At 63.5% G+C, this 20690-nt stretch carries 20 protein-coding genes and 1 tRNA gene; 6 read left to right on the top strand and 15 right to left on the bottom strand.

Annotated elements, in window-relative coordinates; translation table 11 throughout:
• The first annotated feature begins 48 nt into the window (after positions 1-48).
• A tRNA-Arg gene (locus tag ACWGTI_RS12440) sits at positions 49-125 on the top strand.
• Between the two features lie 38 nt (positions 126-163).
• Here ACWGTI_RS12440 and ACWGTI_RS12435 read toward each other — a convergent pair.
• From ACWGTI_RS12435 to ACWGTI_RS12425, 3 genes are all read right to left on the bottom strand, one after another.
• Complete coding sequence (locus tag ACWGTI_RS12435; protein WP_454587379.1) at positions 164-874, bottom strand: haloacid dehalogenase type II; 711 nt, start codon at positions 872-874, stop codon at positions 164-166.
• 340 nt (positions 875-1214) lie between these two features.
• On the bottom strand, positions 1215-1397 hold the full coding sequence (locus tag ACWGTI_RS12430; RefSeq protein WP_454587378.1) for a hypothetical protein: 183 nt from the start codon (positions 1395-1397) through the stop codon (positions 1215-1217).
• 217 nt (positions 1398-1614) lie between these two features.
• The gene (locus ACWGTI_RS12425; protein ID WP_454587377.1) at positions 1615-2730 is read right to left on the bottom strand and encodes a LacI family DNA-binding transcriptional regulator; all 1116 of its coding nucleotides are present in this window, start codon (positions 2728-2730) and stop codon (positions 1615-1617) included.
• Positions 2731-3318: 588 nt separating this feature from the next.
• On the opposite strand from ACWGTI_RS12425, the gene ACWGTI_RS12420 reads away from it, so the two are divergent.
• The 3 genes from ACWGTI_RS12420 (at position 3319) to ACWGTI_RS12410 (ending at position 7006) form a co-directional block, all read left to right on the top strand.
• Complete coding sequence (locus ACWGTI_RS12420; protein WP_454587376.1) at positions 3319-4281, top strand: sugar-binding protein; 963 nt, start codon at positions 3319-3321, stop codon at positions 4279-4281.
• A gap of 122 nt (positions 4282-4403) precedes the next feature.
• Positions 4404-5942 (top strand): sugar ABC transporter ATP-binding protein, encoded by a 1539-nt coding sequence (locus ACWGTI_RS12415; RefSeq protein WP_454587693.1) that lies wholly within the window; start codon positions 4404-4406, stop codon positions 5940-5942.
• Positions 5943-6016: 74 nt separating this feature from the next.
• The gene (locus tag ACWGTI_RS12410; protein WP_454587375.1) at positions 6017-7006 is read left to right on the top strand and encodes an ABC transporter permease; all 990 of its coding nucleotides are present in this window, start codon (positions 6017-6019) and stop codon (positions 7004-7006) included.
• A gap of 2 nt (positions 7007-7008) precedes the next feature.
• Here the strand turns inward: ACWGTI_RS12410 and phnN are convergent, their stop codons facing one another.
• The 10 genes from phnN to ACWGTI_RS12360 all read right to left on the bottom strand — a co-directional run bounded on the left by phnN (position 7009) and on the right by ACWGTI_RS12360 (position 16729).
• Positions 7009-7638, bottom strand: a complete 630-nt coding sequence (phnN, locus tag ACWGTI_RS12405) for a phosphonate metabolism protein/1,5-bisphosphokinase (PRPP-forming) PhnN (RefSeq protein WP_454587374.1) — start codon at positions 7636-7638, stop codon at positions 7009-7011.
• Positions 7635-8774 carry an alpha-D-ribose 1-methylphosphonate 5-triphosphate diphosphatase gene (locus ACWGTI_RS12400; RefSeq protein ID WP_454587373.1) on the bottom strand — a complete coding sequence of 380 codons (1140 nt, stop codon included), beginning with the start codon at positions 8772-8774 and terminating at the stop codon, positions 7635-7637. Before ACWGTI_RS12400 ends, phnN begins: the two co-directional genes overlap by 4 nt.
• 27 nt (positions 8775-8801) lie before the next feature.
• A complete protein-coding gene (locus ACWGTI_RS12395) occupies positions 8802-9509 on the bottom strand; it encodes a DUF1045 domain-containing protein (RefSeq protein WP_454587372.1) in 708 nt (235 codons plus the stop codon).
• Between the two features lie 78 nt (positions 9510-9587).
• Positions 9588-9770, bottom strand: a complete 183-nt coding sequence (locus ACWGTI_RS12390) for a hypothetical protein (RefSeq protein ID WP_454587371.1) — start codon at positions 9768-9770, stop codon at positions 9588-9590.
• Positions 9752-10564: a 5-deoxy-glucuronate isomerase gene (gene iolB, locus ACWGTI_RS12385; RefSeq protein WP_454587370.1), complete on the bottom strand. Its 813-nt coding sequence runs from the start codon at positions 10562-10564 to the stop codon at positions 9752-9754. The genes ACWGTI_RS12390 and iolB overlap by 19 nt, the downstream gene beginning before the upstream one ends.
• Positions 10565-10569: 5 nt before the next feature.
• A complete protein-coding gene (locus ACWGTI_RS12380) occupies positions 10570-10782 on the bottom strand; it encodes a DUF3329 domain-containing protein (RefSeq protein WP_454587369.1) in 213 nt (70 codons plus the stop codon).
• 9 nt (positions 10783-10791) lie between these two features.
• Positions 10792-11709, bottom strand: coding sequence for a myo-inosose-2 dehydratase (gene iolE, locus ACWGTI_RS12375; RefSeq protein WP_454587368.1), 918 nt, complete (start codon positions 11707-11709; stop codon positions 10792-10794).
• Positions 11710-11873: 164 nt separating this feature from the next.
• A complete protein-coding gene (gene iolD, locus ACWGTI_RS12370) occupies positions 11874-13724 on the bottom strand; it encodes a 3D-(3,5/4)-trihydroxycyclohexane-1,2-dione acylhydrolase (decyclizing) (protein ID WP_454587367.1) in 1851 nt (616 codons plus the stop codon).
• A 32-nt stretch (positions 13725-13756) separates the two neighbouring features.
• Positions 13757-15691, bottom strand: coding sequence for a bifunctional 5-dehydro-2-deoxygluconokinase/5-dehydro-2-deoxyphosphogluconate aldolase (locus ACWGTI_RS12365; protein ID WP_454587366.1), 1935 nt, complete (start codon positions 15689-15691; stop codon positions 13757-13759).
• Positions 15692-16000: 309 nt separating this feature from the next.
• Entirely contained in the window at positions 16001-16729 is a 729-nt protein-coding gene (locus ACWGTI_RS12360) for an SDR family oxidoreductase (protein ID WP_454587365.1), read from the bottom strand.
• Positions 16730-16850: 121 nt separating this feature from the next.
• Here ACWGTI_RS12360 and ACWGTI_RS12355 point away from each other — a divergent pair, with 121 nt between their 5' ends.
• On the top strand, positions 16851-17759 hold the full coding sequence (locus ACWGTI_RS12355; protein WP_454587364.1) for an AraC family transcriptional regulator N-terminal domain-containing protein: 909 nt from the start codon (positions 16851-16853) through the stop codon (positions 17757-17759).
• Here ACWGTI_RS12355 and ACWGTI_RS12350 read toward each other — a convergent pair.
• Positions 17756-18601 carry a MurR/RpiR family transcriptional regulator gene (locus ACWGTI_RS12350; protein ID WP_454587363.1) on the bottom strand — a complete coding sequence of 282 codons (846 nt, stop codon included), beginning with the start codon at positions 18599-18601 and terminating at the stop codon, positions 17756-17758. The two genes, ACWGTI_RS12355 and ACWGTI_RS12350, sit on opposite strands and share 4 nt — an antisense overlap.
• 152 nt (positions 18602-18753) lie before the next feature.
• On the opposite strand from ACWGTI_RS12350, the gene ACWGTI_RS12345 reads away from it, so the two are divergent.
• Positions 18754-19863, top strand: a complete 1110-nt coding sequence (locus ACWGTI_RS12345; protein ID WP_454587692.1) for a Gfo/Idh/MocA family protein — start codon at positions 18754-18756, stop codon at positions 19861-19863.
• A gap of 11 nt (positions 19864-19874) precedes the next feature.
• Here ACWGTI_RS12345 and ACWGTI_RS12340 read toward each other — a convergent pair whose 3' ends face one another.
• On the bottom strand, positions 19875-20576 hold the full coding sequence (locus tag ACWGTI_RS12340; protein WP_454587362.1) for a helix-turn-helix transcriptional regulator: 702 nt from the start codon (positions 20574-20576) through the stop codon (positions 19875-19877).
• Positions 20577-20690 lie beyond the last annotated feature (114 nt).

Genomic DNA, 20690 nt, shown 5'->3' with positions numbered 1-20690 from the left:
CCGTGGCTGGCCGGCCTATCGGCTGGTTCGTTTTCAGGCTTCCTGAAGGCACCCGTAGCTCAGCTGGATAGAGCGCTGCCCTCCGAAGGCAGAGGTCACAGGTTCGAATCCTGTCGGGTGCGCCAGGCCGTCACATCGGACGTAGCGCGCTTCGTATGCGCGCCTACCGGGCCGGAAGCCAGCCTGCCGCTTCGAAGACGCCGGGCACGTCATCCAGGCCGTGGGCGATCGCGTCCGGCTGGTAGTCGGCCGGTGGGCGCCGCCCTGTGCCGCGGTCGACCCATACGGCGCGAAAGTCGAGATCGCGCGCGGCGGTCAGGTCGAGATGTGGGCTGGCGCAGATGTGCACAAGCTGGTCCCTTGTCACGCCAAGGGTTCGCCACGCATGTTCGAAAATCTGCCGCGACGGCTTGTAGGCCTGCGCCTGTTCGGCGGTGATGACCCGGTCGATGGCGCCGCCGAGCTGCGCGACGTTGCCGGCGATGATGGCGTCATCGGTGTTGGAGATGATCGCCAGCTTGAAACCGGCATCCTTTAGCCGGCGCAGCGCTGCGACGACTTCGGGAAAAGGCGGCATCTTGCCGATCGACGAGGTCAGCAGCTCCGCATCATCGGCCGCCGCTTCCAGCGAGAACTCACGCAGCGCCAGCTGCAGGGCCTTTGCGGTGACGTCGGCGAAGGACAAATGCGGCCTGGTGTGCTCGAGCTCGTGCTCGTGCTGGTCATAGGCCGGGATGAAGTCTTTCGCTTCGATCTTGCGGCCCTTGCGCGCGAGGATCTTTTCCATCGCCGCCATCAGGCCTTCGTCCCACTGGATCAGCGTTCCGTAGCAATCGAATGTCAGCCAGGTCGGGCGCGGCCCGTTCAATGCCATTTGAATACCTCAGGGAAAGTTAGCTGGACACTGGCAGCGATTCCAGTCATTTGAAAATTAGATGTTGCGGTCGAGTCAAGTGGGAATTCGATGGAGCTGGATCTCGATTCGTTGAGCTTGCTTCGGACTTGACGCACGCTTGGCAGAACGCGTAGCGGCGCCAACATCTGGCACACTCTGCCTTGTTGACGCCCATCCTTTCCAGGTTGGCCAGATGACAGACTAAGACATCGTTAAGATACCTTGCACCTTGCTGGTACTTACCCTCTGGCCTTTTCAATCCGCCGCGCTATCTCCATTTCGTTAGGTCTTGCTGATGGAGGTTTTGATGGATCGGCGATCATTCTTGACAGCATTGTTCGGCGTTGCGGGGGCCGCGGCGCTTGCTACTACGGTTCGGCCTCTCGAGGCCATGGCCGGGGTTCCCAATCTCGGCAACGGCATTCTCGATGAGCTCGACAAGCAGGATGCCGGTGCTTTCGGTGACGACGAAGGCCCGGGCGATGTCGAGCAGATCTATCATCGGCGATGGCACCGTCGCCATCACAGGCGGCGCGTCTGGAGACGGCACTGCCGCACGTTCTGGCGGCATGGCCGGCTGCGCCGGCGCTGCTATCGCAGGCGCTCCTTTGTCATCTTGCGGTTCTAGCCGCAGCACGTTCCCGGGGGTTCGGAAAAATCCTGCCCTGATGCGCAAATACTGAAACCGGCCCATCCCGATTTGCTTCGGGATGGGCCGTTCAGGCTTGCGCCGCCACGGCCGCCACCGAGTCGCGCTCGACCAGCGGGCACTCCAGCTTGGTGATGGGATAGCGGCCACGGCCGGGGGGCGGCGGAACTTCGAGCTGCTCGATCGCCCATTGGCCCATCGCCATGTGCGGCAGGATCGATGTCGTCAGCGGCGGAAACAGATGCCGGGCGATCTCCTCGTCGTCATAGCCGACGACCGAAATGTCCTGCGGTATGTGCAGCCCCGCCTCCTTCAGCGCCTCGTAACAACCGATGGCGGTGCGGTCATTCTGGCAGAAGATGGCGGTCGGTCGATCTTTCAACGCCAGAAGCTTGACGGTCGCGGCATAGCCGGCGCTGGCCGACCAGTCACCTTCGACCACCAGCTCCGGATCGAACGGGATGTCGGCGGTGGCGAGCGCCCTGCGATAGCCCTTCAGCCGGTCCTGCGCGGCCTGCATCCATGGCTCGCCGGTGATGGTGGCGATGCGGCGGTGGCCATGGCCGATCAGATGCCGGGTCGAGCTCTGGCCGCCGGCAATCTCGGAAGGCACCACGGCCGGGAAGGCATAGTCCGACGTGTAGCAGTTGAGCAGGATCACCGGGATGTCGAGGCCGTAGAGGAAGTCCGGCGCCGTGATCTCGCGGGTGAAGATGGTCATGTAGATCAGCGCCGAGATGCCGCGCTTGCTGAGTGCGGCAATGGCGCGTGGCTCCATCACGGCGTCGCCCATGGTCTGCGCCACAAGCAACACATTGCCGGCGTTCCACGACGCCTGGCGCGCTCCCTCGATGGCGACGACGGCTTCCGGACTGGTGGCCAGCTGATCGACGGCGAAGCCGATGACCCCATCAAGCCCCTCGAAGGCGGGAACCGGCTTGCGCAGCGCCGAGAAGGCGGGGGCGGCGTAGCCGAGCGCCCGTGCGGCCTCGATCACCCGATCGCGGGTCTGCTGAGATAGCCTGATCCCCGGCGAGCTGTTAAGAACGAAGGAAACGGTCGCCTGTGAACAGCCGGCCGCCCTGGCGATATCGGTCATGGTGACGCGACCGACCTTGTCGCCCTTCGCCGGCGCTTTGCGCCGCCGCGCCGTATCGGTGGTCTCCGGATCCTTCGTCTCGCTCATGGTATTTCTTGTCCCTAATCCCTCGCCTCTCTAGCGGCAGCCTGTCAGGCCGACAAGATGGCGTGGCGCCGTCGATTAATGAAAATAGTCGAGGGCGTTTATGTTTATTATCAGGTTTGAAGTTCCTCCACCATGCGACTCCGCGCTCTTGAAACTTATAGACTGCAAGGCATCCACCTGGATGCAGAGCCGATGCGGAACGCGTTCGGAAAGAGCCTCATGGCCCCGTCGAGCGCTGGCTCGAGGCCTTCTACTAATACTGTTTACTAATACAAAAATGCGCTGTAACGTCAATCCGTCGCGCCCGGCTCCGGTTATGGCCAGCGCGGCAGAAAGTGCCGTGAACAGCCTGATGGCGAGCGGGATTTGCCTCCGCAAGCTTTATCTCCGACATGTGATATGTCAGACAAATCGGACTATTTACGAGCGCGAGATGAGTCTCTAAAGTCCGCATCGTGACTGGAACGACGCCATTCTTTTTGAGTGCCGGGAACCCCTGAGGAGGAGGGCGTCCAAGCCGCAAGCGGCAAATTCAGGTGAAGGCAAGAACGGTCAGTCCGACGACTGAACCAAAATGGGAGGTTGAACATGAATTCCTTGATACGACATGCATCCGTTGCCACCGCAGCCCTGCTGCTTGGCCTGACAGTGACGGCGATCGCGCGCGCCGACGACAAGCCGACGCTGGCCTTCGTGGTCAACGGCGCTTCCGACTTCTGGAAGGCGGCCGAGGCCGGCGTCAAGAAGGCGCAGGCCGAACTGCCAGACTACAATCTCGAGCTCAAATATCCCGAGCAGTCCTCGGTCGCCATCCAGCAACGGCTGATGGACGATCTGGTGACGGCCGGCGTCAAGGGAATCATGGTTTCGGCCGTCGACCCCAAGACCTCGACCGACGGCCTGAACAAGATCGCCTCTGAGACGGCGCTGTTCACCACCGACAGCGACGCCCCGCAGACCAAGCGCGTCGCCTATATCGGCTCGTCCAATGTCGATGCCGGCAAGCAGGCGGCCGAAATCGCCAAGAAGGCGATGCCGGACGGCGGCAAGTGCCTCGGCTTCGTCGGCCTGCTCGGCGCCGACAATGCCAAGGAACGCATCCAGGGCATGAAGGACGGGCTCGCCGGGAGCAAGATCGAACTGGTCGACGTGCGAGGCGACGATATCGACCAGGCGCGCGCCAAGAAGAATGTCGAGGACGCGCTGGTCGCCAGCCCCGACATCACCTGCATGGTCGGCTTCTATTCCTACAACACGCCGCGCATCTATGAAGCGCTGCGCGACGCCGGCAAGCTCGGCTCGATCACCGTCGTCGGCTTCGACGACGATCCGATCACGCTGGGCGGCGTCAAGGAAGGCACCGTTGCCGCGACCGTCGTGCAGCAGCCCTTCGAATGGGCCTATCAGGGCATGAAGCTGATGGCCGCCTACCTCAAGGGCGACAAGTCGGGCATTCCGGAGGGTGGCCTGATCATCATCCCGACCAAGATCATCGGCAAGGACGATGTCGACGCCTATGCCGCCAATCTGAAGGCGATGTCCGGAGGCTGAGACCACGAGCAGTTACGCCGGCTCAGGGTTCGCCTTGAGCCGGCGATCGTATTGACGGGCCCTGTCAGGCCCGTCAGTCTGCTGAAGGGGCCGTTTTGGCCCAGCGGCTGCTGTCAGGCTTGATGAACTATTCCGACACATCCATTGCAGCGACTACCCCGTTCCTCGGCCTCGAGAACGTGCGCAAGACCTATCCGGGCGTTGTCGCGCTGGATGGTTTTTCCATGGAGGTCAGGCCGGGCGAGGTGATTGGCCTCGTCGGCGAAAACGGCGCCGGCAAATCGACCTTGATGAAGATCCTCGGCGGCGTCACCAGGCCGGACAGCGGCACCATTGCCGTCGACGGCGTTGCGCATGACGGGCTGACCGTCGAAGGCAGCCTGGGGTCGGGCATCGCCTTCGTGCACCAGGAACTCAATCTGTTCGAAAACCTCGACGTCGCCGCCAATATCTTCTTCGGCCGCGAACCGTTGCGCGGCGGGCCACTGAGACTGGTCGACCGCGCCAGGCTGCGCGACATGGTGGCGCCATTGTTGAAGCGCGTCGGCGCCAATTTCTCCGCCGATACGCCGGTCTCGGCGCTGTCGCTTGCCCAGCAGCAGATGGTCGAGATCGCCAAGGCGCTGTCGATCAAGGCGCGGCTGGTCATCCTCGACGAACCGACATCGAGCCTGCCGATCGCCGAGACCGACAAGCTGCTCGACGTCATCAAGGCGCTGAAGGCCGACGGGATCAGCGTCATCTTCATTTCGCACCGCCTGCACGAGATCGAGCGTGTCGCCGACCGCGTCGTCGTGCTGCGCGACGGCATGCTGGCCGGCACCTTGCCGAAGAGCGCCATCAACCATGACCAGATGGTCAAGCTGATGATCGGCCGCATGTTGAAGGAGCGCGAGAAAGCCTCCGAAGCGGCGCGGGCACCGGGCGCGACCGCACTCTCGGCCAAAGCTGTTCGCACCCCCGCCTACCCTGCCCGGCCGGTCGACCTCGACGTCAGGCGTGGCGAAATCCTCGGCCTTGCCGGTCTTGTCGGCTCCGGCCGCACCGAACTGGCGCGGGTGTTCTTCGGCATCGACAGCACGCTTGGCGGCGCGCTCGAACTCCACGGCAAGCCGCTCGTGCTGGGCTCGGCCGCCGATGCGGTCGCGCACGGCATATTTCTTGTGCCGGAAGACCGCAAGCTGACCGGCATCCTGCTCGATCTGTCGATCGCGCAGAACATTTCGCTGCCCAACCTGCCGGCACATGCGAAGCGCCAGCTGGTGTCTGCAAGCGCCGAGACCGTCACCGCCGAGAAGCAGAAGAGCAATCTCGGCATCAAGGCGCCGTCGGTGCAGACGCGCACCGGCTCGCTGTCGGGCGGCAACCAGCAGAAGGTGGTGCTGGGCAAATGGCTGGCCATGAACCCGAAGGTGATGATCCTCGACGAACCGACGCGCGGCATCGACATCGGCGCCAAGGCCGAAATCTATGGGCTGATGCGGGCGCTGGCCGATGCCGGCGTCGCCGTGCTGATGATCTCCAGCGACATGGAAGAGGTGATCGGCGTGTCCGACCGCATCGCCGTCATGCATGAGGGCCAGATCTCAGGCATTCTCGACAAGGATCAATTCAGCCAGGAAAACGTGCTGTTGCTGGCGGTCGGCAAGAAGCCAAAATAGCATTTTGCCTGCCGCAGGTTCCGGTCGCAAAACCACGGAACGCTTTTGCGGAACCTGCTTTGGGGAGAAAAACAATGAGCAAGAAAGATCTCGGCCTGCTGATCCTGATCCTGGTGGTCGGAGCAGTGGTGGCGATCATCAACCCTCGCTTCCTGCTGCCAATCAATCTTGCCAATACGTCGAACCTGATCGGCCTCTTCGGCATCCTGTCGATTGGCCAGGCCTTCGTGATCATCACCGGCGGCATCGAATTGTCGGTCGGCTCGGTGGTTGCGCTGCTCGGTACGCTGTTCATCGACTTCATCGCCGTACGCGGTTTGGGATGGCCGATTGCGCTGCCGCTGATCCTGGTGCTCGGCGGCATTATCGGGCTTGTGCATGGCTGGCTGATCACCCGGCTCAAATTGCAGCCCTTCGTGGTGACGCTCTGCGGCCTGCTGATCTATCGCGGCGTGGCGCGCTTCTACACCGCCGATGGCACCGCGGGCTTCGGCTTCGGGCAGAATTTTCCGGAGCTGGAATTCCTCACCGCGGGCCGGTCATGGGGCGTGCCGAACAGCTTCATCGCGCTGATCGTGATTTCCATCGTCATGTGGGTGGTGCTGCACCGTTCGGTGTTCGGACGCTATCTCTACGCCATCGGCAAAAATGAGGAGGCGGCGAAATATTCCGGCATTCGCACCGGCCGCGTCGTGATGGCCGCCTATGTCATCTGCGGCGTGCTCACGGCGCTGTCGGCGATCTATTTCGCCATGTATACGCGCTCGATCTCGCCGGCCAGCCATGGCCAGTTCTACGAACTCTACGCCATTGCGGCGGCCGTGCTCGGCGGCTTCTCGCTGCGTGGCGGCGAAGGCTCGCTGGTCGGCGTCATCCTCGGCACCGTGCTGTTGCAGGAGTTGCAGAACCTGGTCAACCTGCTCGGCATCCCCTCCTCGCTCAACTTCGCGGTGATGGGCGGCGTCATCCTGATCGGTGTGCTGGTCGACCAGCAATGGGGCGTGTTCCGGGCAAGGCGGCTAATGCTCGAGGCCAGCCGCAAGGGCGCTGTGGCAGCGGAATAGCGCTAAATCACGCCCGACATGTCGGAGAAGGCCATCGCCTTGCGCAGCACCTCAGCGAAGCGCTCGCCGGCAGCTTCGCGCGGGCCGCCATTTTCGATCGAGGTGACGCCGGGTCCTGACAAAGCGACATTGGCGCTGCGAGCAAGGCGAGCCAGCACTTCGCCGCGCGATTCGCGGCCGCGCTTGGCCAGGCGTTCGGCGAGGATTTCCGGCGAGGCGGTGATCTCGACAACCGCCAGATTGGCGTAGCGTTCACGCAGCACCGGAATGACCGCACGCGACACATTGGCGACCGCGACATGGCCGTTGGCGATCGACCAGTCGACATCGGCCGGGATTCCGTAGCGCAGGCCGTGCGCCTCCCAGGAAATGGCGAAAGCGCCGTCGGCCTCGGCCTCGACAAAGGCGGCGTCTGCCAGCGTGTCGTGATCCTCGCTTGCGGCGTCGCTCGGCCTGGTGATGACCCGACGTACGAACTCCAGCCTTGTCTCATCTGCAAACAGCGACCTGGCGTAGCCGATCACCGTATCCTTGCCGGCGCCGCTCGGGCCGACGACAGCGACAAAGACGCCGTTGCGGACCGGAAAGGCCTCGCTGGCGAGTTCGCGTTCGATCGAGGCCGAAACCATCATGCTACCCGGCGGCCCTGGCGCCAGACGGTGCGCACAACCGGCACATGGTCATCGACGCGCACGCGCACGAGGTCGGCGCGTCGGCCTTGTTCAATGACGCCGCGGTCGCTGAGGCCGATAGCCTCGGCCGGGTTCTTCGACACCATGGCGACCGCCTGCGGCAGGGAAATGCCTTCGACGACGTCGCCGAGGAAGAAGGCCGACTGGATCAGGCTGAACGGAATGTAGTCTGACGACAGCATATCAAGCAGGCCGTCGCCGGCCAGCGTGCGGGCCGAGATATTGCCCGAGTGCGAGGCGCCACGCATGACGTTGGGCGCGCCCATCAGCACGCCGAGCCCGGCCTCCTTCGAGGCTTTGGCGGCTTCCAGCGTGGTTGGAAATTCTGCGACGCGCACGCCTTGCTCAATCGCCTCATCGACATGGCCTGATGTGGCGTCGTCATGGCTCGCCAGCACGATGCCGCGCTCCTTGCAGGCAGCCGAGATCGCCACCCGGTTCGGCGCGGAATTCTTCGCCGAGTCCGACATCCGCTTTTCGCAGAACAGCTTGAAATCGCGGTCGGTCAGCTTCAGCTTGCGCTGGTAGTAATAGGCATAGGTTTCGAGGCTGACGAACTGGCGCTGGCCCGGCGAGTGATCCATCAGCGAGGCCAGTTTGACCCGCTCGTCGCCATCGAAATTGGCGAAGGCGGCCAGGCAGTCCGGCGCCGAAACCTCGCAGCGCAGATGCAGGAAATGGTCGGCCCGCAGGCGGTCTTCACGCACGCTGTCCTCGATGGCGTCGGCCAGCTTGCGGATATCGTCGGAGGTGAGGTCGGCATCCTCATCCATGCCGACGCGCAAGGCGTCGAGCACGGTGGTGATCCCTGCGGTGGCGACCTGCGCATCATGGGCGAGCACGGCGGCGATCGGATTCCAGCGCACTTTCGGCCGCGGCGCATAGTGACCCTCGAGATGGTCGGTGTGCAGTTCGACCAGGCCGGGAATGATGTAGTCGCCGCCCATATCTTCGCCGTTTCGGCTTGTCCCGGCGTCGATGCCGGCGACAAGCCCGTCGCGCAGCACCAGCGAACCCTCGACGATCTCGTCGGCAAGCACGATGCGGGCATTTGAGAGAACAGTTTCGGCGGTCATTTCAGGCAGTCCTCGAGGGTGGCGCGGTCAAGCGGTTTTTCTGGCCGGGCGGCGCCCGAGCGCATGATGGGAGAGCACCATGAACGGGGCGCCCGGTTCGGTTTCGACAAACAGCGTCAACGCATCCACCAGCACCGGCTGCTGCAGCACCTCTGCGAACAGGCCGTCGATTGCTGCACGCAGACGTTGGCTTTCCTGTGGCCCGGCCCGGCCGGACAGCGTCATGTGGAAGCGAAAGGTCTCGAAGACATAGGGGTAGCCCCACTGGCAAAGATTGCGGAATTCGGCGGGTTTAAGCGAATCCGGGCTGCGCCGCTCGATCTCGGCCTCGGTCAGCGGCGCGCGAAAACGGTCGAAGCCGAGCACGACGTCATCGGCGAACCGGTTGAGCGGCGGCAGCGGGCCTTCCGGCACCAAAGCGAAGAAGCCGTCGATCTGGCTGACTACAAGGCGCTGGATGGTGACCGTCGGAGTCGCTTCGGCAAAAGCGTCAAGTGCTGCACGCAGCGAGGTTTCCGTTTCGTTGGCGGCCAGCCGGAAGGGTGCCTTCAGCGTCGCATGAAAACCATAGCGCCGCGCCGATGCGGTATGAAACGCGACTTCGGCCGCCGACAGGTCGCCCACGGCCTCGACCGGCCTTGTGGGGGCGCCGAAAGGGTCACGTCCCAGCCAGTTGGCAGCGAGCCGCGCCAGCGGTTCGTCCTGCCTTGGGGTGAAATAAATGGCATAGCGCATCGAAAATCCTCGTTAAAGCGCGCCGCCTCTAGAGGGCTCGATGCGGCGCGCTTTAAGTCTGTTTGCTTTGGCATGTCGTTATCCCAAAACCGCTTCGCACTTTTGGGCGACATGCACCGTCCCGCTGCCATAGGTGATTTCCATGACGGATTGACGAAGCTTCTGAGGGTTTTCGATGGCAAATCGACCAGAAAAGTCCTTAGCCGACGATTTTTTCCAGCTGGACCAACAGCTTGCGCTGTTCAGGCCTTCATCAGCCATTCGTGCTCGGGCGCATTGTAGAATTTCCACGTCCGCTTCGGTCCGGCCATGACGTTGAGATAATAGAGATCATAGCCGTGGCAGGCGGCGCAGGGGTGATAGCCCTTGGGCACCAGCACGACATCGCCGTCCTCGATCGCCATCGCTTCGTCGAGCTCGCGGGCGCCGTTCTTGTCGGCGTCGGTGTAGACGCGCTGGAAGGCAAAGCCCTGCGGCGGGTTGAGGCGGTGGTAGTAGGTCTCCTCGAGATAGGACTCTTCAGGCAGATTGTCCTGGTCGTGCTTGTGCGGTGGGTAGCTCGAGGTGTGGCCGCCGGGCGTGATGACCTCGACCACCAGCAGTGAGTCCGCCGGCTTGCCTTCCGGCAATATGTTGGTGACGTAGCGCGTGTTGGTGCCCTTGCCGCGAATTTCCTGGCCAAGATCGTCGGGCGCGATGACCCGAACCGGCAGGCCGCCGCCAAGGCCTGGGGCCGAGCAGACCGCGAGTTCGAGTTCGGTGTCGGCGGTGACCGACCAGTCCGAACCCTCAGGCACATAGACCGACCAAGGCTTGCCCTCGAAGGGCGACATGCGCTCGCCCAGCAGGCCGAGTTCCCGGCCGCCGGCTTCCGCTTTGCCTTTGCCGGTGACGAAGACCAGGCACACTTCGCGATCGCCCGTCTTTCCCGAGGCGTTTTGACCCGGCTTCAGCCGATGCAGGTCGAACCCGACATAGGTCCAGCCGGCGCTTTTGGGCGTGACATGGGCGACACGGCCATGGCCCTTGTCGGCTTTGACGAGCAGTTTCGACATTGCGGTCATTCCTTCGGTTCGGCTGGAGGCTTGTTCTCTTCAGCCGGCTTGTAGAGATAGAAAAACTGCCAGACGGCATAGCCGGCGAAGCCAAGCGCGATGACGCCCCAGAACGGGGTGCCGGAGGCGAATTCTATTCCCGCCCAGATCACGCAGACGGCGACGACGGCAACGCGCCGCCACAACGGCCGGAAGAACGGGTGCTCGTAATCCTTCATCGGATCGGCTCACGCATTGGGAAAGCCTTGCGTCTCCACCGTGTAGCCGGCGGCCGTCATCACCCGCATCAGTTCCTTGTGGCCGACTTGCGCCATCTTCAGCGGCGGGTTCTTCTTCGGGTCCTGCTCGGCCTCGACGACGAACCAGCCTTCATAGCCATGGTCGGCGAAGCGCTGCACGATGGCGCCGAAATCGAGCGAGCCGTCGCCCGGCACGGTGAAGGCGCCGAGCGCCACGGCGTCGAGGAAGGACTGCTTCGTGCGGTCGAGCCCGTCGATCACGGCCATGCGCACGTCCTTCACATGGACGTGGCTGATGCGCTTGTGGTGGTTGTCGATGGCGCGCAGCACGTCGCCACCAGCAAAGGCGAGATGGCCGGCATCGAGCAGCAGCGGAATACCGTCGCCGGAATGGCGCATGAAGGCGTCAAGCTCCGGCTCCGTCTCGACCACGGCGGCCATGTGATGGTGATAGGACAGCGGCATGCCCTGTTCGGCGCACCATTCGCCGAATTCGGTCAGACGACGGCCATAAGCCTTCATCTCGTCGCCGGTGAGTTTCGGCTTGGTGGCGAGCGGCCTGGAGCGGTCGCCCTGGATCGAGCGGCCGACCTCGCCATAGACGATGCAAGGTGCATTCACCGCCTTGAACAGGTCGATCATCGGCTGGATGCGGTCCTTGTTCTTGCCCATGTCCTCATCGACCAGCGTGCCGGAGAACCAGCCGCCGCAGAGCGTGACGTCGGCCGCTTTGAGGATCGGTAGCATGACAGCTGGGTCGTTGGGGAACCGCCGACCCATTTCCATGCCGGTGAAGCCGGCCGAGCGCGACTGGCGCAGACATTCTTCCAGCGAGACGTCGTCGCTGAGTTCGGCAAGATCGTCGTTCCACCACGCAATGGGGGACATGCCCAGTTTGGCTTTCAAGTCGTCACTCCGGTTTAACAGTTCATCTTCGGCCGCTGGCGCTGCCCCTCATCCGCCTGCCGGCGTTCGTCACTCGAAAAGCGAAGCAGTTGGCTTTTCGTCCGCTGCGCGGACCACTTCTCACCTCCCCGTATAGTGACGGGGAGAAGGCAAGCTAGACCGCGTCAATCGCCGATGGTCTGCATCTGCCGCTTTTCGTCATAGGCCTTGCGCGCCGCGTTGACCTGGCTGCGCGCGGAGACTTCCGGCACCGCGACATCCCACCAATGGCCGCCGGCATCGGTGGAGACAAGCGGGTCGGTGTCGATGACCAGCACGGTGGTGCGGTCGTTCTTTTTCGCTTTCTGCAGCGCGTTCTCCAGGCCGGCGATCGACGGCACTTTTTCCGAAATCGCGCCCATGCTCGCCGCATGCGCGGCAAAGTCGATGTCGGGCAGGATTTCGTGACGCGAGTCCTTCAGGAGGTTGTTGAAGTTGGCGCCGCCGGTGGCCATCTGCAGCCGGTTGATGCAGCCATACCCCCTGTTGTCGAGGAGCACGATGGTGAGCTTCAGGCCGAGCATCACCGAGGTGGCGATCTCGGAATTCAGCATCAAGTAAGAGCCGTCACCGATCATGACGACGACCTCTTCATCGGGCTTAGCCATCTTGGCGCCGAGCCCGCCGGCAATCTCGTAGCCCATGGTCGAGAAGCCGTATTCGGCGTGGTACGAGCCCGGCGCGCCGGCCTGCCAGAGCTTGTGCAATTCGCCGGGCAGACCGCCGGCGGCATGCAGCAGCGTGACCTCAGAACCCATGGCACGCTGCACGGCGCCGATCACCTGCGCGTCGGAGGGGAAGTCGGCGTTGGTCGAGGCCGTGACCTTGCTGGCGTCAAGCTGCCAGGCTTTCTTGCCCGTGGCCGAATTGTCGGTCCAGACGGTCGGCGCCTTCCAGCCCTTGAGCGCCGCACCGAGTTCAGCGAGCCCTTCCGCCGCGTCAGCGACCAAAGGCAGGCCGCGATGCTTGCCGGCGTCGAAGAGCTGCACATTCAAGCCGACGATGGTCTTGCCGGAATTCTTGAACAGTGCCCACGAGCCGGTGGTGAAATCCTGCAGGCGGGTGCCAATGGCGAGCACGACATCGGCTTCTTCGGCCAGCCGGTTGGCGGCCGAGGTGCCGGTGACGCCGACCGCCGCCATGTTGAGCGGATGCGTGTCCGGCAGCGAGGATTTGCCGCCCTGCGTCTCACAGACGGGAATACCGGCGCCCTCGGCGAATTTCGCCAGCTCGTCCGATGCCTGCGAATACAGCACGCCGCCGCCGGCGATGATCAGCGGCTTCTTCGCGCCCTTCAGCGCAGCCACAGCGGCCGCCAGTTCGCCGCGGTCCGGGCGCGGCCGGCGCTGATGCCAGACGCGCTCGGCAAAGAAGCTCTCGGGATAGTCATACGCCTCGGCCTGCACGTCCTGGCAGAGCGACAGCGTCACCGGGCCGCAATCGGCCGGATCGGTCAGCACCTGCATGGTGCGCGCCAGCGCCGGGATGATCTGCTCCGGCCGGGTGATGCGGTCGAAATAGCGCGACACCGGACGGAAGCAGTCATTGACTGTCGCCGTGCCGTCGGAAAAGTCCTCGGCCTGCTGCAGCACCGGATCGGGGATGCGGTTGGCGAAGACATCGCCCGGCAAAAACAGGACGGGCAACCTGTTTACATGCGCGAGTGCCGCCGCCGTCACCATGTTGAGCGCGCCCGGGCCGATCGACGAAGTCGCGGCCATGAAGCGGCGGCGGAAATTGGCCTTGCCATAGGCGATCGCTGCATGCGCCATCGCCTGTTCGTTGTGGGCGCGGAAGGTCGGCAGTTCGTTGCGCACCTGGTAGAGCGCCTCGCCCATGCCGGCGACGTTGCCGTGGCCGAAGATCGCCCAGACGCCGCCGAAGATCGGCACTTTCTTGCCGTCGATCTCGGTCATCTGCTTGCTCAGAAAGCGGGTCAGCGCCTGCGCCATCGTCAGGCGAATTGTCTTGCTCATGGTGTTTTCCTCCGCAGTCCTGTGCCGCGCCTTTATGCTGCTTTACGGCCACGCGCGGCAAGCCACGCTTCGGTCAACTGTTCGAAGCGCGCAGCCATGTCGGCGATAGCCTCGTCATCCGACATCTTGCCGGCCAGCCACTGTTCGGCGGCGTGGACGAAGATGGTGCGGCCAACGGCAAAACCCTTGACGATCGGCGCCTTGGCGGTCGCGGCGAAAGCGGCTTCCAGCTCGTCCTGCGGCGCTTCCAGGCCGAGCAGCACGACGCCCCGGCACCAGGGATCGTGCTTCAGGATCACCGCTTCGATCTTGGCCCAGGCGCCGACCGAGGCCTGCGGCTCGAGCTTCCACCAGTCCGGCTTGATGCCAAGTGCGTAAAGCTCTTCAAGCGCGCGCGGGATCGTCGTGTCGTCGAGCTTGCCGTGCTTGCCGGCGATGATCTCGACCAGCAATTCGCGGCCGACCTTTCGCGCCGCCTCGAACAGGGAGCGCAATTTCTGCTGCTGCTCTTGCTTGAGTTCTGACGGATCGTCGGGGTGATAGAAGCACAGGCACTTGATGCAGTGGTCGACCGGCCATTCCACCAGCTGCGAGCCGATGTCCTGCGAGAATTCGAAGCGCAGCGGCCGCGAGCCCGGCAATTCGACGGGACGGCCGAGCCAGGCAAAGGGATGGCGGGCGAATTCGAACATCGCCTCGCGGCCATGCTTTTCGTCGATCAGCATGCCGTAACCGTCGCGGCCGGCAGCGACCTTGGCCGCAGCCTTGACCGCCAGCACCTTGAAGTCACGAATGCGGGCCGGATCGGCGCCGGTCTTGGCTGCGACATCCTCAAGCTGCACGCGATGGTCGCAGGCGAGCGCCATCAGCGATGGGATGTCGCGCCGACGCGTCGTTGCCCAATGGATGTGGTTGATCGCCTCGTCCTTGCGTAACGCGAGATGCTTGCTGCCGTTCTTGAGGAAGAATTGCAGCTCCTCGAAGGTCGGATATTCCGGCGCGCAGAGCAGCCGCGACACGGCGAAGGCGCCGCAGGCATTGGCCCAGGTCGCCGACGTCGCATGGTCTTCGCCACCCAGCCAGCCGCGCAGGAAGCCGGACATGAAGGCGTCGCCGGCGCCGAGCACATTGTAGATCTCGATCGGAAAACCCTTGCCGACGATGCCGTCTTCGAGACCGTCGCTGATCGGCCCGTCATAGACGATGCAGCCCATGGCGCCGCGTTTAAGTACAATGGTCGCCGAGGACAGCGAACGAATGGTCTTCAGCGCGCTCAGGCAATCGTCGGCGCCCGAGGCGATCATGATCTCTTCCTCGGTGCCGACGATGAGATCGCAATCGGGCAATACTGTCTTCAGCTGCGCCGAGACGCGGTCGGACTTCACATAGCGCTCGAAGCCTTCAGCATGGCCAGCGAGACCCCAAAGGTTGGGGCGATAGTCGATGTCGAACACCACCTTGCCGCCCTTGGCCTTGATGATGCGGATCGCCTTGCGCTGGGCGGCGTCGCTGTTGGGGCGGGAAAAATGCGTGCCGGTGGCGACGATAGACCGCGCCGAGGCGATGAAGGCCTCGTCTATATCTTCCTCGGCTAGCGCCATGTCGGCACAGTCCGAGCGGTAGAAGATCATCGGCGAAACGCCTTCGCTCTCGACCGAGAGCAGCACCAAAGCCGTCAACCGCTCCTTGTCGGTCTTGAGACCGTCGACATTAACGCCTTCGCGCCGCAGCTGTTCACGGATGAAGCGGCCCATCTGCTCGTCGCCGACGCGGGTGAGCAGCGCCGAGCGCAGCCCGAGCCGGGCCGTGCCGACCGAAATGTTGGCGGGGCAGCCGCCGACCGACTTGGCGAACGAAGTGATGTCCTCCAGCCGCGAACCGATCTGCTGGCCATAGAGGTCGACCGAAGCGCGGCCGATGGTGATGACATCGAGCGGAGCGTATTTCGCATCCACGGCTTCGCTCATTGGAACCTCCCGTCGGTCTTGTTGTCTTTAGAGTGGTTCACCGTTTCCCGAAACGGAGAACCCGTTCTATTTCTTTGTTTTACGCAATTCCCAAGGGAAAAGCGCTTTCGCGCTTTTTCCCGGGGAAACCGCTCACACTTTCCCTGGAATTGCTCTTGCAACGTAGTTGGGGGACACGCGCGAGCGGCAGCGTGGCGCCAGCAATATGAAATAATAATTCCAATCCATAGTCAATATGGAATGAGCATTCCTTCTGTTAAAAGTGCCAACAAGCGGTAGGTCGGGGAGGCTCTGCGGGTCCGGCTCCGTTCACCAGGGAAGCGGACCATCGTCGTTGAAATAGCCGGCGTTCGGTCCATCGGCATCCAGGGTCGCAAGGCGAATGACGATGTCAGCCGCCTGCTGCACGGTGCGGTGGCCTTTGAAGCCGTTCAGGTCGGTAGCGGTATAGCCGGGCGCCGCGGCGTTGATTTTGATGCCGCTCGGCGCGAGCTCGCGGGCGAAGGCCACGGTGATGGCGTTCAGCGCCGTCTTGGAACTGCCATAGCCCATCAGGTTCACCGCCTGGTTCGCGGTGCCGGAATCGAGCGCCCGGCCGATGGATCCCGTGGAACTGCTCACCATGACGATGCGGGCGGCCGGCGCTACAAGCAGCAGCGGCAGGAAGGCCTGGGTTACGCGGATCGGTCCGAACACATTGACCTCATAGGTTGCCCTGATATCGGCCAGATGCTGCTCGCTCGGCGGCAACTCATAATTGATGGCGATACCGGCATTGTTGACCAGCACATCGAGACCGGGGCTTTCAGCGCCGACAGTTTTGGCGGCAGCGGCCACGCTGTCGTCCAGCGTGACATCCAGTTCAAGCCATTGAACGTCCAGGCCTTCGGCGCGCAATTCCTGCGCTGCGGCCGTGCCGCGCTCGGCATCCCTGGCACCGAGCCACACTTTGAAGCCCATTGTCGCCAGCCGCCGGGCGATTTCGCGGCCGATGCCCTTGTTGGCGCCGGTCACCACAGCGGTTTTCGATCGGGTCATTTTCATATCTCCATCTATCCACGTCGAAGACCCAGAGATGGCGTGTCGTGGGGAACGGCGCGCGCCGAAAACTCTCCCACTCTTGCCTAATCCTCTCATGCAGCTTGCGCGGCGTTCATTGATGCGCGATGTTGGCGCCATGCGCGAGGCATTGCGGGAACTGATCGATATCGCCGGTCGCCATGCGCAGGGACGCCGGGCGAGAACGGCGATCCCGCATGTTTCGATCGGCCGCAGCGAAGCCACGACAGCACCCGTGGCGGGCGTGTGGGGTTCCGGGATTCTGTTCGTGCTGCAGGGCGCGAAGACGGTTCTGATCGGCGACAGGGCTCTGCGTTACAATCCCGCCAGCTATTTCATCTACACGGTGGAAACGCCCACCATCAGCCAGATCGTCGAAGCGAGCGCTGGGCGTCCCTACCTTGCCATCGGCTTCACCCTTGATCTGCAGGCCGTTGCCGCCCTCCTTGTCGAGCACGAGCCGGCGCTTGGCGGCGACAGTTTCGCCACCTCGCCCGTCAATGACGATTTGCTCGACGCATTGCGTCGCATACTGCGGCTGCTCGACCGGCCGGCGGAGATTCCCGTGCTGGCCAGCATGCTCGAACGCGAGATGCTGTTTCGGCTGCTGCAGGGACCCCAGGGCGGGAAGCTTCGCCAGCTGGCGCGCACCGATGGCCATCTGTCCCGCATCGGCCAGGCGATCGCCTGGATCCGGACGCATTGCCATCAGCCGATCCGGGTCAGTGACCTCGCGCAGATCGCCCATATGAGCGAGGCTGCCTTTTACCGTCACTTCAAGGCGGCGACGGCGATGAGCCCGATCCAGTATCAAAAGCAGATAAGGCTGCTGGAGGCCCGCCATCTCCTTCTTGCCCAGCCGGGCAACGTTGCCAGCGTCGCTTTTGCCGTCGGCTATGAGAGCGCTTCCCAGTTCAGCCGGGAATACGCCCGCCAGTTCGGGTCACCGCCGGCGCGCGACGCGGCGCGGCTTTCCGCGGCAGGCGAGGAGGCCGTTGAGGTGATCTAGGCCTTGCGCTTGCGGCCGATGCTGCGCCGCTTCTCGCCGACGCCGACGGTCAGCGCCATGGCCAGCGCCATGGTTGCCGACAGCGAGCGGAAGCCGGCGAAATCCGCTTCCGCAACCTCGAACCAGACCTCGGCGAACTGCGCCAGCGGCGAAAAAGAGCTGTCGGTGATGGCAACGATCGGCACGCCCTGTTCGGAAATGCTGCGGGCTTCCTCGATGGTGGCCGGGGCGTATGGCGAGAAACTGATGGCGATGACGGCGTCCGCCGGGGTGGCGAACGCGATCATTTCGGCATTCAGGCCGGCGGCCGATTCAATCAGCTGGTTGCGGATCTTCAGCTTGCCCAGCGCATAGGCGATGTAGGTCGCCACCGGATAGGAGCGACGCTTGGCCAGCACATAGATGGTCTCGGCCTTGGCCAGCAGCGAGATCGCGTCTTCGAGATGCGTCTCGTCCAGCGTGCGCGAAATGTCGTTGAGCGAGGTGCTGGCGGCGGCAACGAAGCCGTCGAAGATAGCGCGGTGGCCCGCTCCTGCATCGGCCTTGGCGCGCAGCGCCTGCAAGCGTTCGTCGTAGGACGAGTTGCGCTCGCGCAGCCGCTCGCGAAACACCTGCTGCAGGCTGGTAAAGCCGTCGAAGCCCAGCTGCTGGGCAAAGCGGATCAGTGTCGATGGCTGCACGCCGGCGGAAGCGGCGATGCTGGCGGCGGTGCCGAAGGCGATATCGTCGGGATTGTCGAGCGCGTAGGCGGCGATCTGGGCAATGCGCTTGGGCAAGGTTTCGCGGCGATCGAGGATCGTGGCGCGCAGCGTCTCGAAGTCGCGAGGTACCCGTTCGTCCATCGTCGGCCCGTCCAAGCTTATCCGTGAAACGTCCTCTGTGCCCCATCATAGCGAGCCTGCGCAAGAACGCCATAAAAAATGAGGCAGACATTCCATTTCGGAGCAAAATGGACTAATTCATCCACCGAGGATTTTATCCAGTGGAGAAGAAGATGGTCGGCGTCGGTCTTATCGGCACGGGTTTCATGGGCAAGTGCCACGCCATTGCGTGGAGCGCCGTCGGCGCCGTCTTTCCCGATGTCGCCAAGCCCAGGCTGGTCCATCTCGGCGAGGTCAATGAGGAGCTGGCCAGGCGCAAGGCCGGCGAGTTCGGCTTCGCCAAGGCGTCGGGCGACTGGCGCGCCGTCGTCGACGACCCGGAGGTCGATATCGTCTCCTTGACCACGCCCAACCAGTTTCACCCGGAAATGGCCATCGCCATCCTCGAAGCCGGCAAGCATCTGTGGTGCGAAAAGCCTATGGCGCCGAGCTTTGCCGAGGCCGAGGCGATGGCAGCCGCGGCGAAGAAATCGGGCAAGGTCGCGGCGCTGGGTTACAACTACATTCAGAGCCCGGCGATCCGCCACATCGGCGCGCTGCTCGACGAGAAGATCATTGGCGAGGTCAACCATCTGCGCATCGAGATGGACGAGGACTTCATGGCCGACCCGGAAGCGCTGTTCTTCTGGAAGCATGAGGCCGCCTCCGGCTATGGCGCGCTCGATGATTTCGCCGTGCATCCGCTGTCGCTGGTCTCGGCACTGTTCGGCCGCGTCGCCAAAGTCATCTGCGACATGGCAAAGCCCTATGCCGATCGCAAGGTTGCCAGCGGCGGCCGCCGCGCGGTGGAGACCTACGACATTGCCAGCGTGCTGATGCATCTGGAGAACGGCATTGCCGGCACGCTGCTGGTCAACCGTTCGGCCTGGGGCCGCAAGGGCCGCATCGCCATCCAGATTTTCGGCTCGAAAGGCTCGATCCTGTTCGACCAGGAGCGGATGAACGAAATCCAGCTCTATGTCACCGCCGATCGCCCGACGGAGCAAGGCTACCGCACAATATTGGTGGCACCGCACCACAAGCCCTACGACGCCTTCCTGCCGGCGCCGGGCCATGGCCTCGGTTTCAACGACCTCAAGATCATCGAATGCCACGAATTGCTGACGCGGCTTGCCGGCAAGCCGGCGCGGGTGATCGAATTCGCCCAAGGGCTGGAGATCGAGCGCACCGTCCATGCGATGGCGCGCTCTTTCCAAGAGAAGCGCTGGGTGGACGTGCGTTAAACCCACTCATTTCAACCGGCCGCAGCAGAGGCGTTCGCCTCCCAGCCGTCGACCCAGACCTGCCGCAGGCGATCACCTTCGCCCTTGAAGCGTAAGCCGGTCGGCTGGCAATCCTCGATGCGGTCACTGCGGAAATTGCGGATCGCCTGGCGCAACTCGCACCAGGCGACGATGTTGGCGGTCTCGGCATAGTAGATCAGCGCGATCGGGCGGATCAGCCGCTCGGAGGCGCGGCCCATTTCGTCGCGATAGGAGAGGTCGAGCTTCTCCTCGTCGCGTATGGCGCGCCGCACCAGCGCCAGATCGATGGTGCCGATTGCGGGCGCGGCAAAACCCCAGACATGAAGAGCGTTGGTGTCGAACGCCTGGCGCAAGGGTGGCGGCACCGCGCCGGCGATCTTGGCGCTGACGCGCTTGGCCGCCTGCTTGAGCTCGCTATCCCCGGTGCGTTCGAGCAGCGCCAGCGACAGCACGATCGCCTCCATCTCCTCGATTGAAAACATCAGCGGCGGCAGGTCGAAGCCGGGGCGCAATATATAGCCGATGCCGCGCCCGCCCTCGATCGGCACGCGCATCGCCTGCAGGGCGGCGATGTCGCGATAGATCGAGCGCACCGTCACTTCCAGCTGCCCGGCAATCATCGCCGCCGTTACCGGCTGCCTTGCCAGCCGCAGGATCTGGATGATCTCGAACAGGCGCGACGCCTTGCGCATTTCCTCTCCCCGATCAAACGCTACTGACACACCCCCGTCAGTTGGGCTGGCTTATAGCACTGCCTATCGGCTTGAAAATCAACAAATTCCTCTGGGGCATCCCGGCGCGAGGCG

The sequence above is a fragment of the Mesorhizobium sp. ArgA1 genome, assembly GCF_053714375.1.
The sequence above is the reverse complement of the archived record's forward strand: the minus strand, read 5'-3'. Positions and strand labels throughout refer to the sequence as shown.

Bases quoted from the DNA above. Each gene is read 5' to 3' on its own strand.
- ACWGTI_RS12435 (WP_454587379.1), bottom strand. From the start codon at position 874: ATGGCATTGAACGGGCCGCGCCCGACCTGGCTGACATTCGATTGCTAC.
- ACWGTI_RS12430 (WP_454587378.1), bottom strand. From the start codon at position 1,397: ATGATAGATCTGCTCGACATCGCCCGGGCCTTCGTCGTCACCGAAAGC.
- ACWGTI_RS12425 (WP_454587377.1), bottom strand. From the start codon at position 2,730: ATGAGCGAGACGAAGGATCCGGAGACCACCGATACGGCGCGGCGGCGC.
- ACWGTI_RS12420 (WP_454587376.1), top strand. From the start codon at position 3,319: ATGAATTCCTTGATACGACATGCATCCGTTGCCACCGCAGCCCTGCTG.
- ACWGTI_RS12415 (WP_454587693.1), top strand. From the start codon at position 4,404: ATGAACTATTCCGACACATCCATTGCAGCGACTACCCCGTTCCTCGGC.
- ACWGTI_RS12410 (WP_454587375.1), top strand. From the start codon at position 6,017: ATGAGCAAGAAAGATCTCGGCCTGCTGATCCTGATCCTGGTGGTCGGA.
- phnN (WP_454587374.1), bottom strand. From the start codon at position 7,638: ATGATGGTTTCGGCCTCGATCGAACGCGAACTCGCCAGCGAGGCCTTT.
- ACWGTI_RS12400 (WP_454587373.1), bottom strand. From the start codon at position 8,774: ATGACCGCCGAAACTGTTCTCTCAAATGCCCGCATCGTGCTTGCCGAC.
- ACWGTI_RS12395 (WP_454587372.1), bottom strand. From the start codon at position 9,509: ATGCGCTATGCCATTTATTTCACCCCAAGGCAGGACGAACCGCTGGCG.
- ACWGTI_RS12390 (WP_454587371.1), bottom strand. From the start codon at position 9,770: ATGGCTGATGAAGGCCTGAACAGCGCAAGCTGTTGGTCCAGCTGGAAA.
- iolB (WP_454587370.1), bottom strand. From the start codon at position 10,564: ATGTCGAAACTGCTCGTCAAAGCCGACAAGGGCCATGGCCGTGTCGCC.
- ACWGTI_RS12380 (WP_454587369.1), bottom strand. From the start codon at position 10,782: ATGAAGGATTACGAGCACCCGTTCTTCCGGCCGTTGTGGCGGCGCGTT.
- iolD (WP_454587367.1), bottom strand. From the start codon at position 13,724: ATGAGCAAGACAATTCGCCTGACGATGGCGCAGGCGCTGACCCGCTTT.
- ACWGTI_RS12365 (WP_454587366.1), bottom strand. From the start codon at position 15,691: ATGAGCGAAGCCGTGGATGCGAAATACGCTCCGCTCGATGTCATCACC.
- ACWGTI_RS12360 (WP_454587365.1), bottom strand. From the start codon at position 16,729: ATGACCCGATCGAAAACCGCTGTGGTGACCGGCGCCAACAAGGGCATC.
- ACWGTI_RS12355 (WP_454587364.1), top strand. From the start codon at position 16,851: ATGCGCGATGTTGGCGCCATGCGCGAGGCATTGCGGGAACTGATCGAT.
- ACWGTI_RS12350 (WP_454587363.1), bottom strand. From the start codon at position 18,601: ATGGACGAACGGGTACCTCGCGACTTCGAGACGCTGCGCGCCACGATC.
- ACWGTI_RS12345 (WP_454587692.1), top strand. From the start codon at position 18,754: ATGGTCGGCGTCGGTCTTATCGGCACGGGTTTCATGGGCAAGTGCCAC.
- ACWGTI_RS12340 (WP_454587362.1), bottom strand. From the start codon at position 20,576: ATGCGCAAGGCGTCGCGCCTGTTCGAGATCATCCAGATCCTGCGGCTG.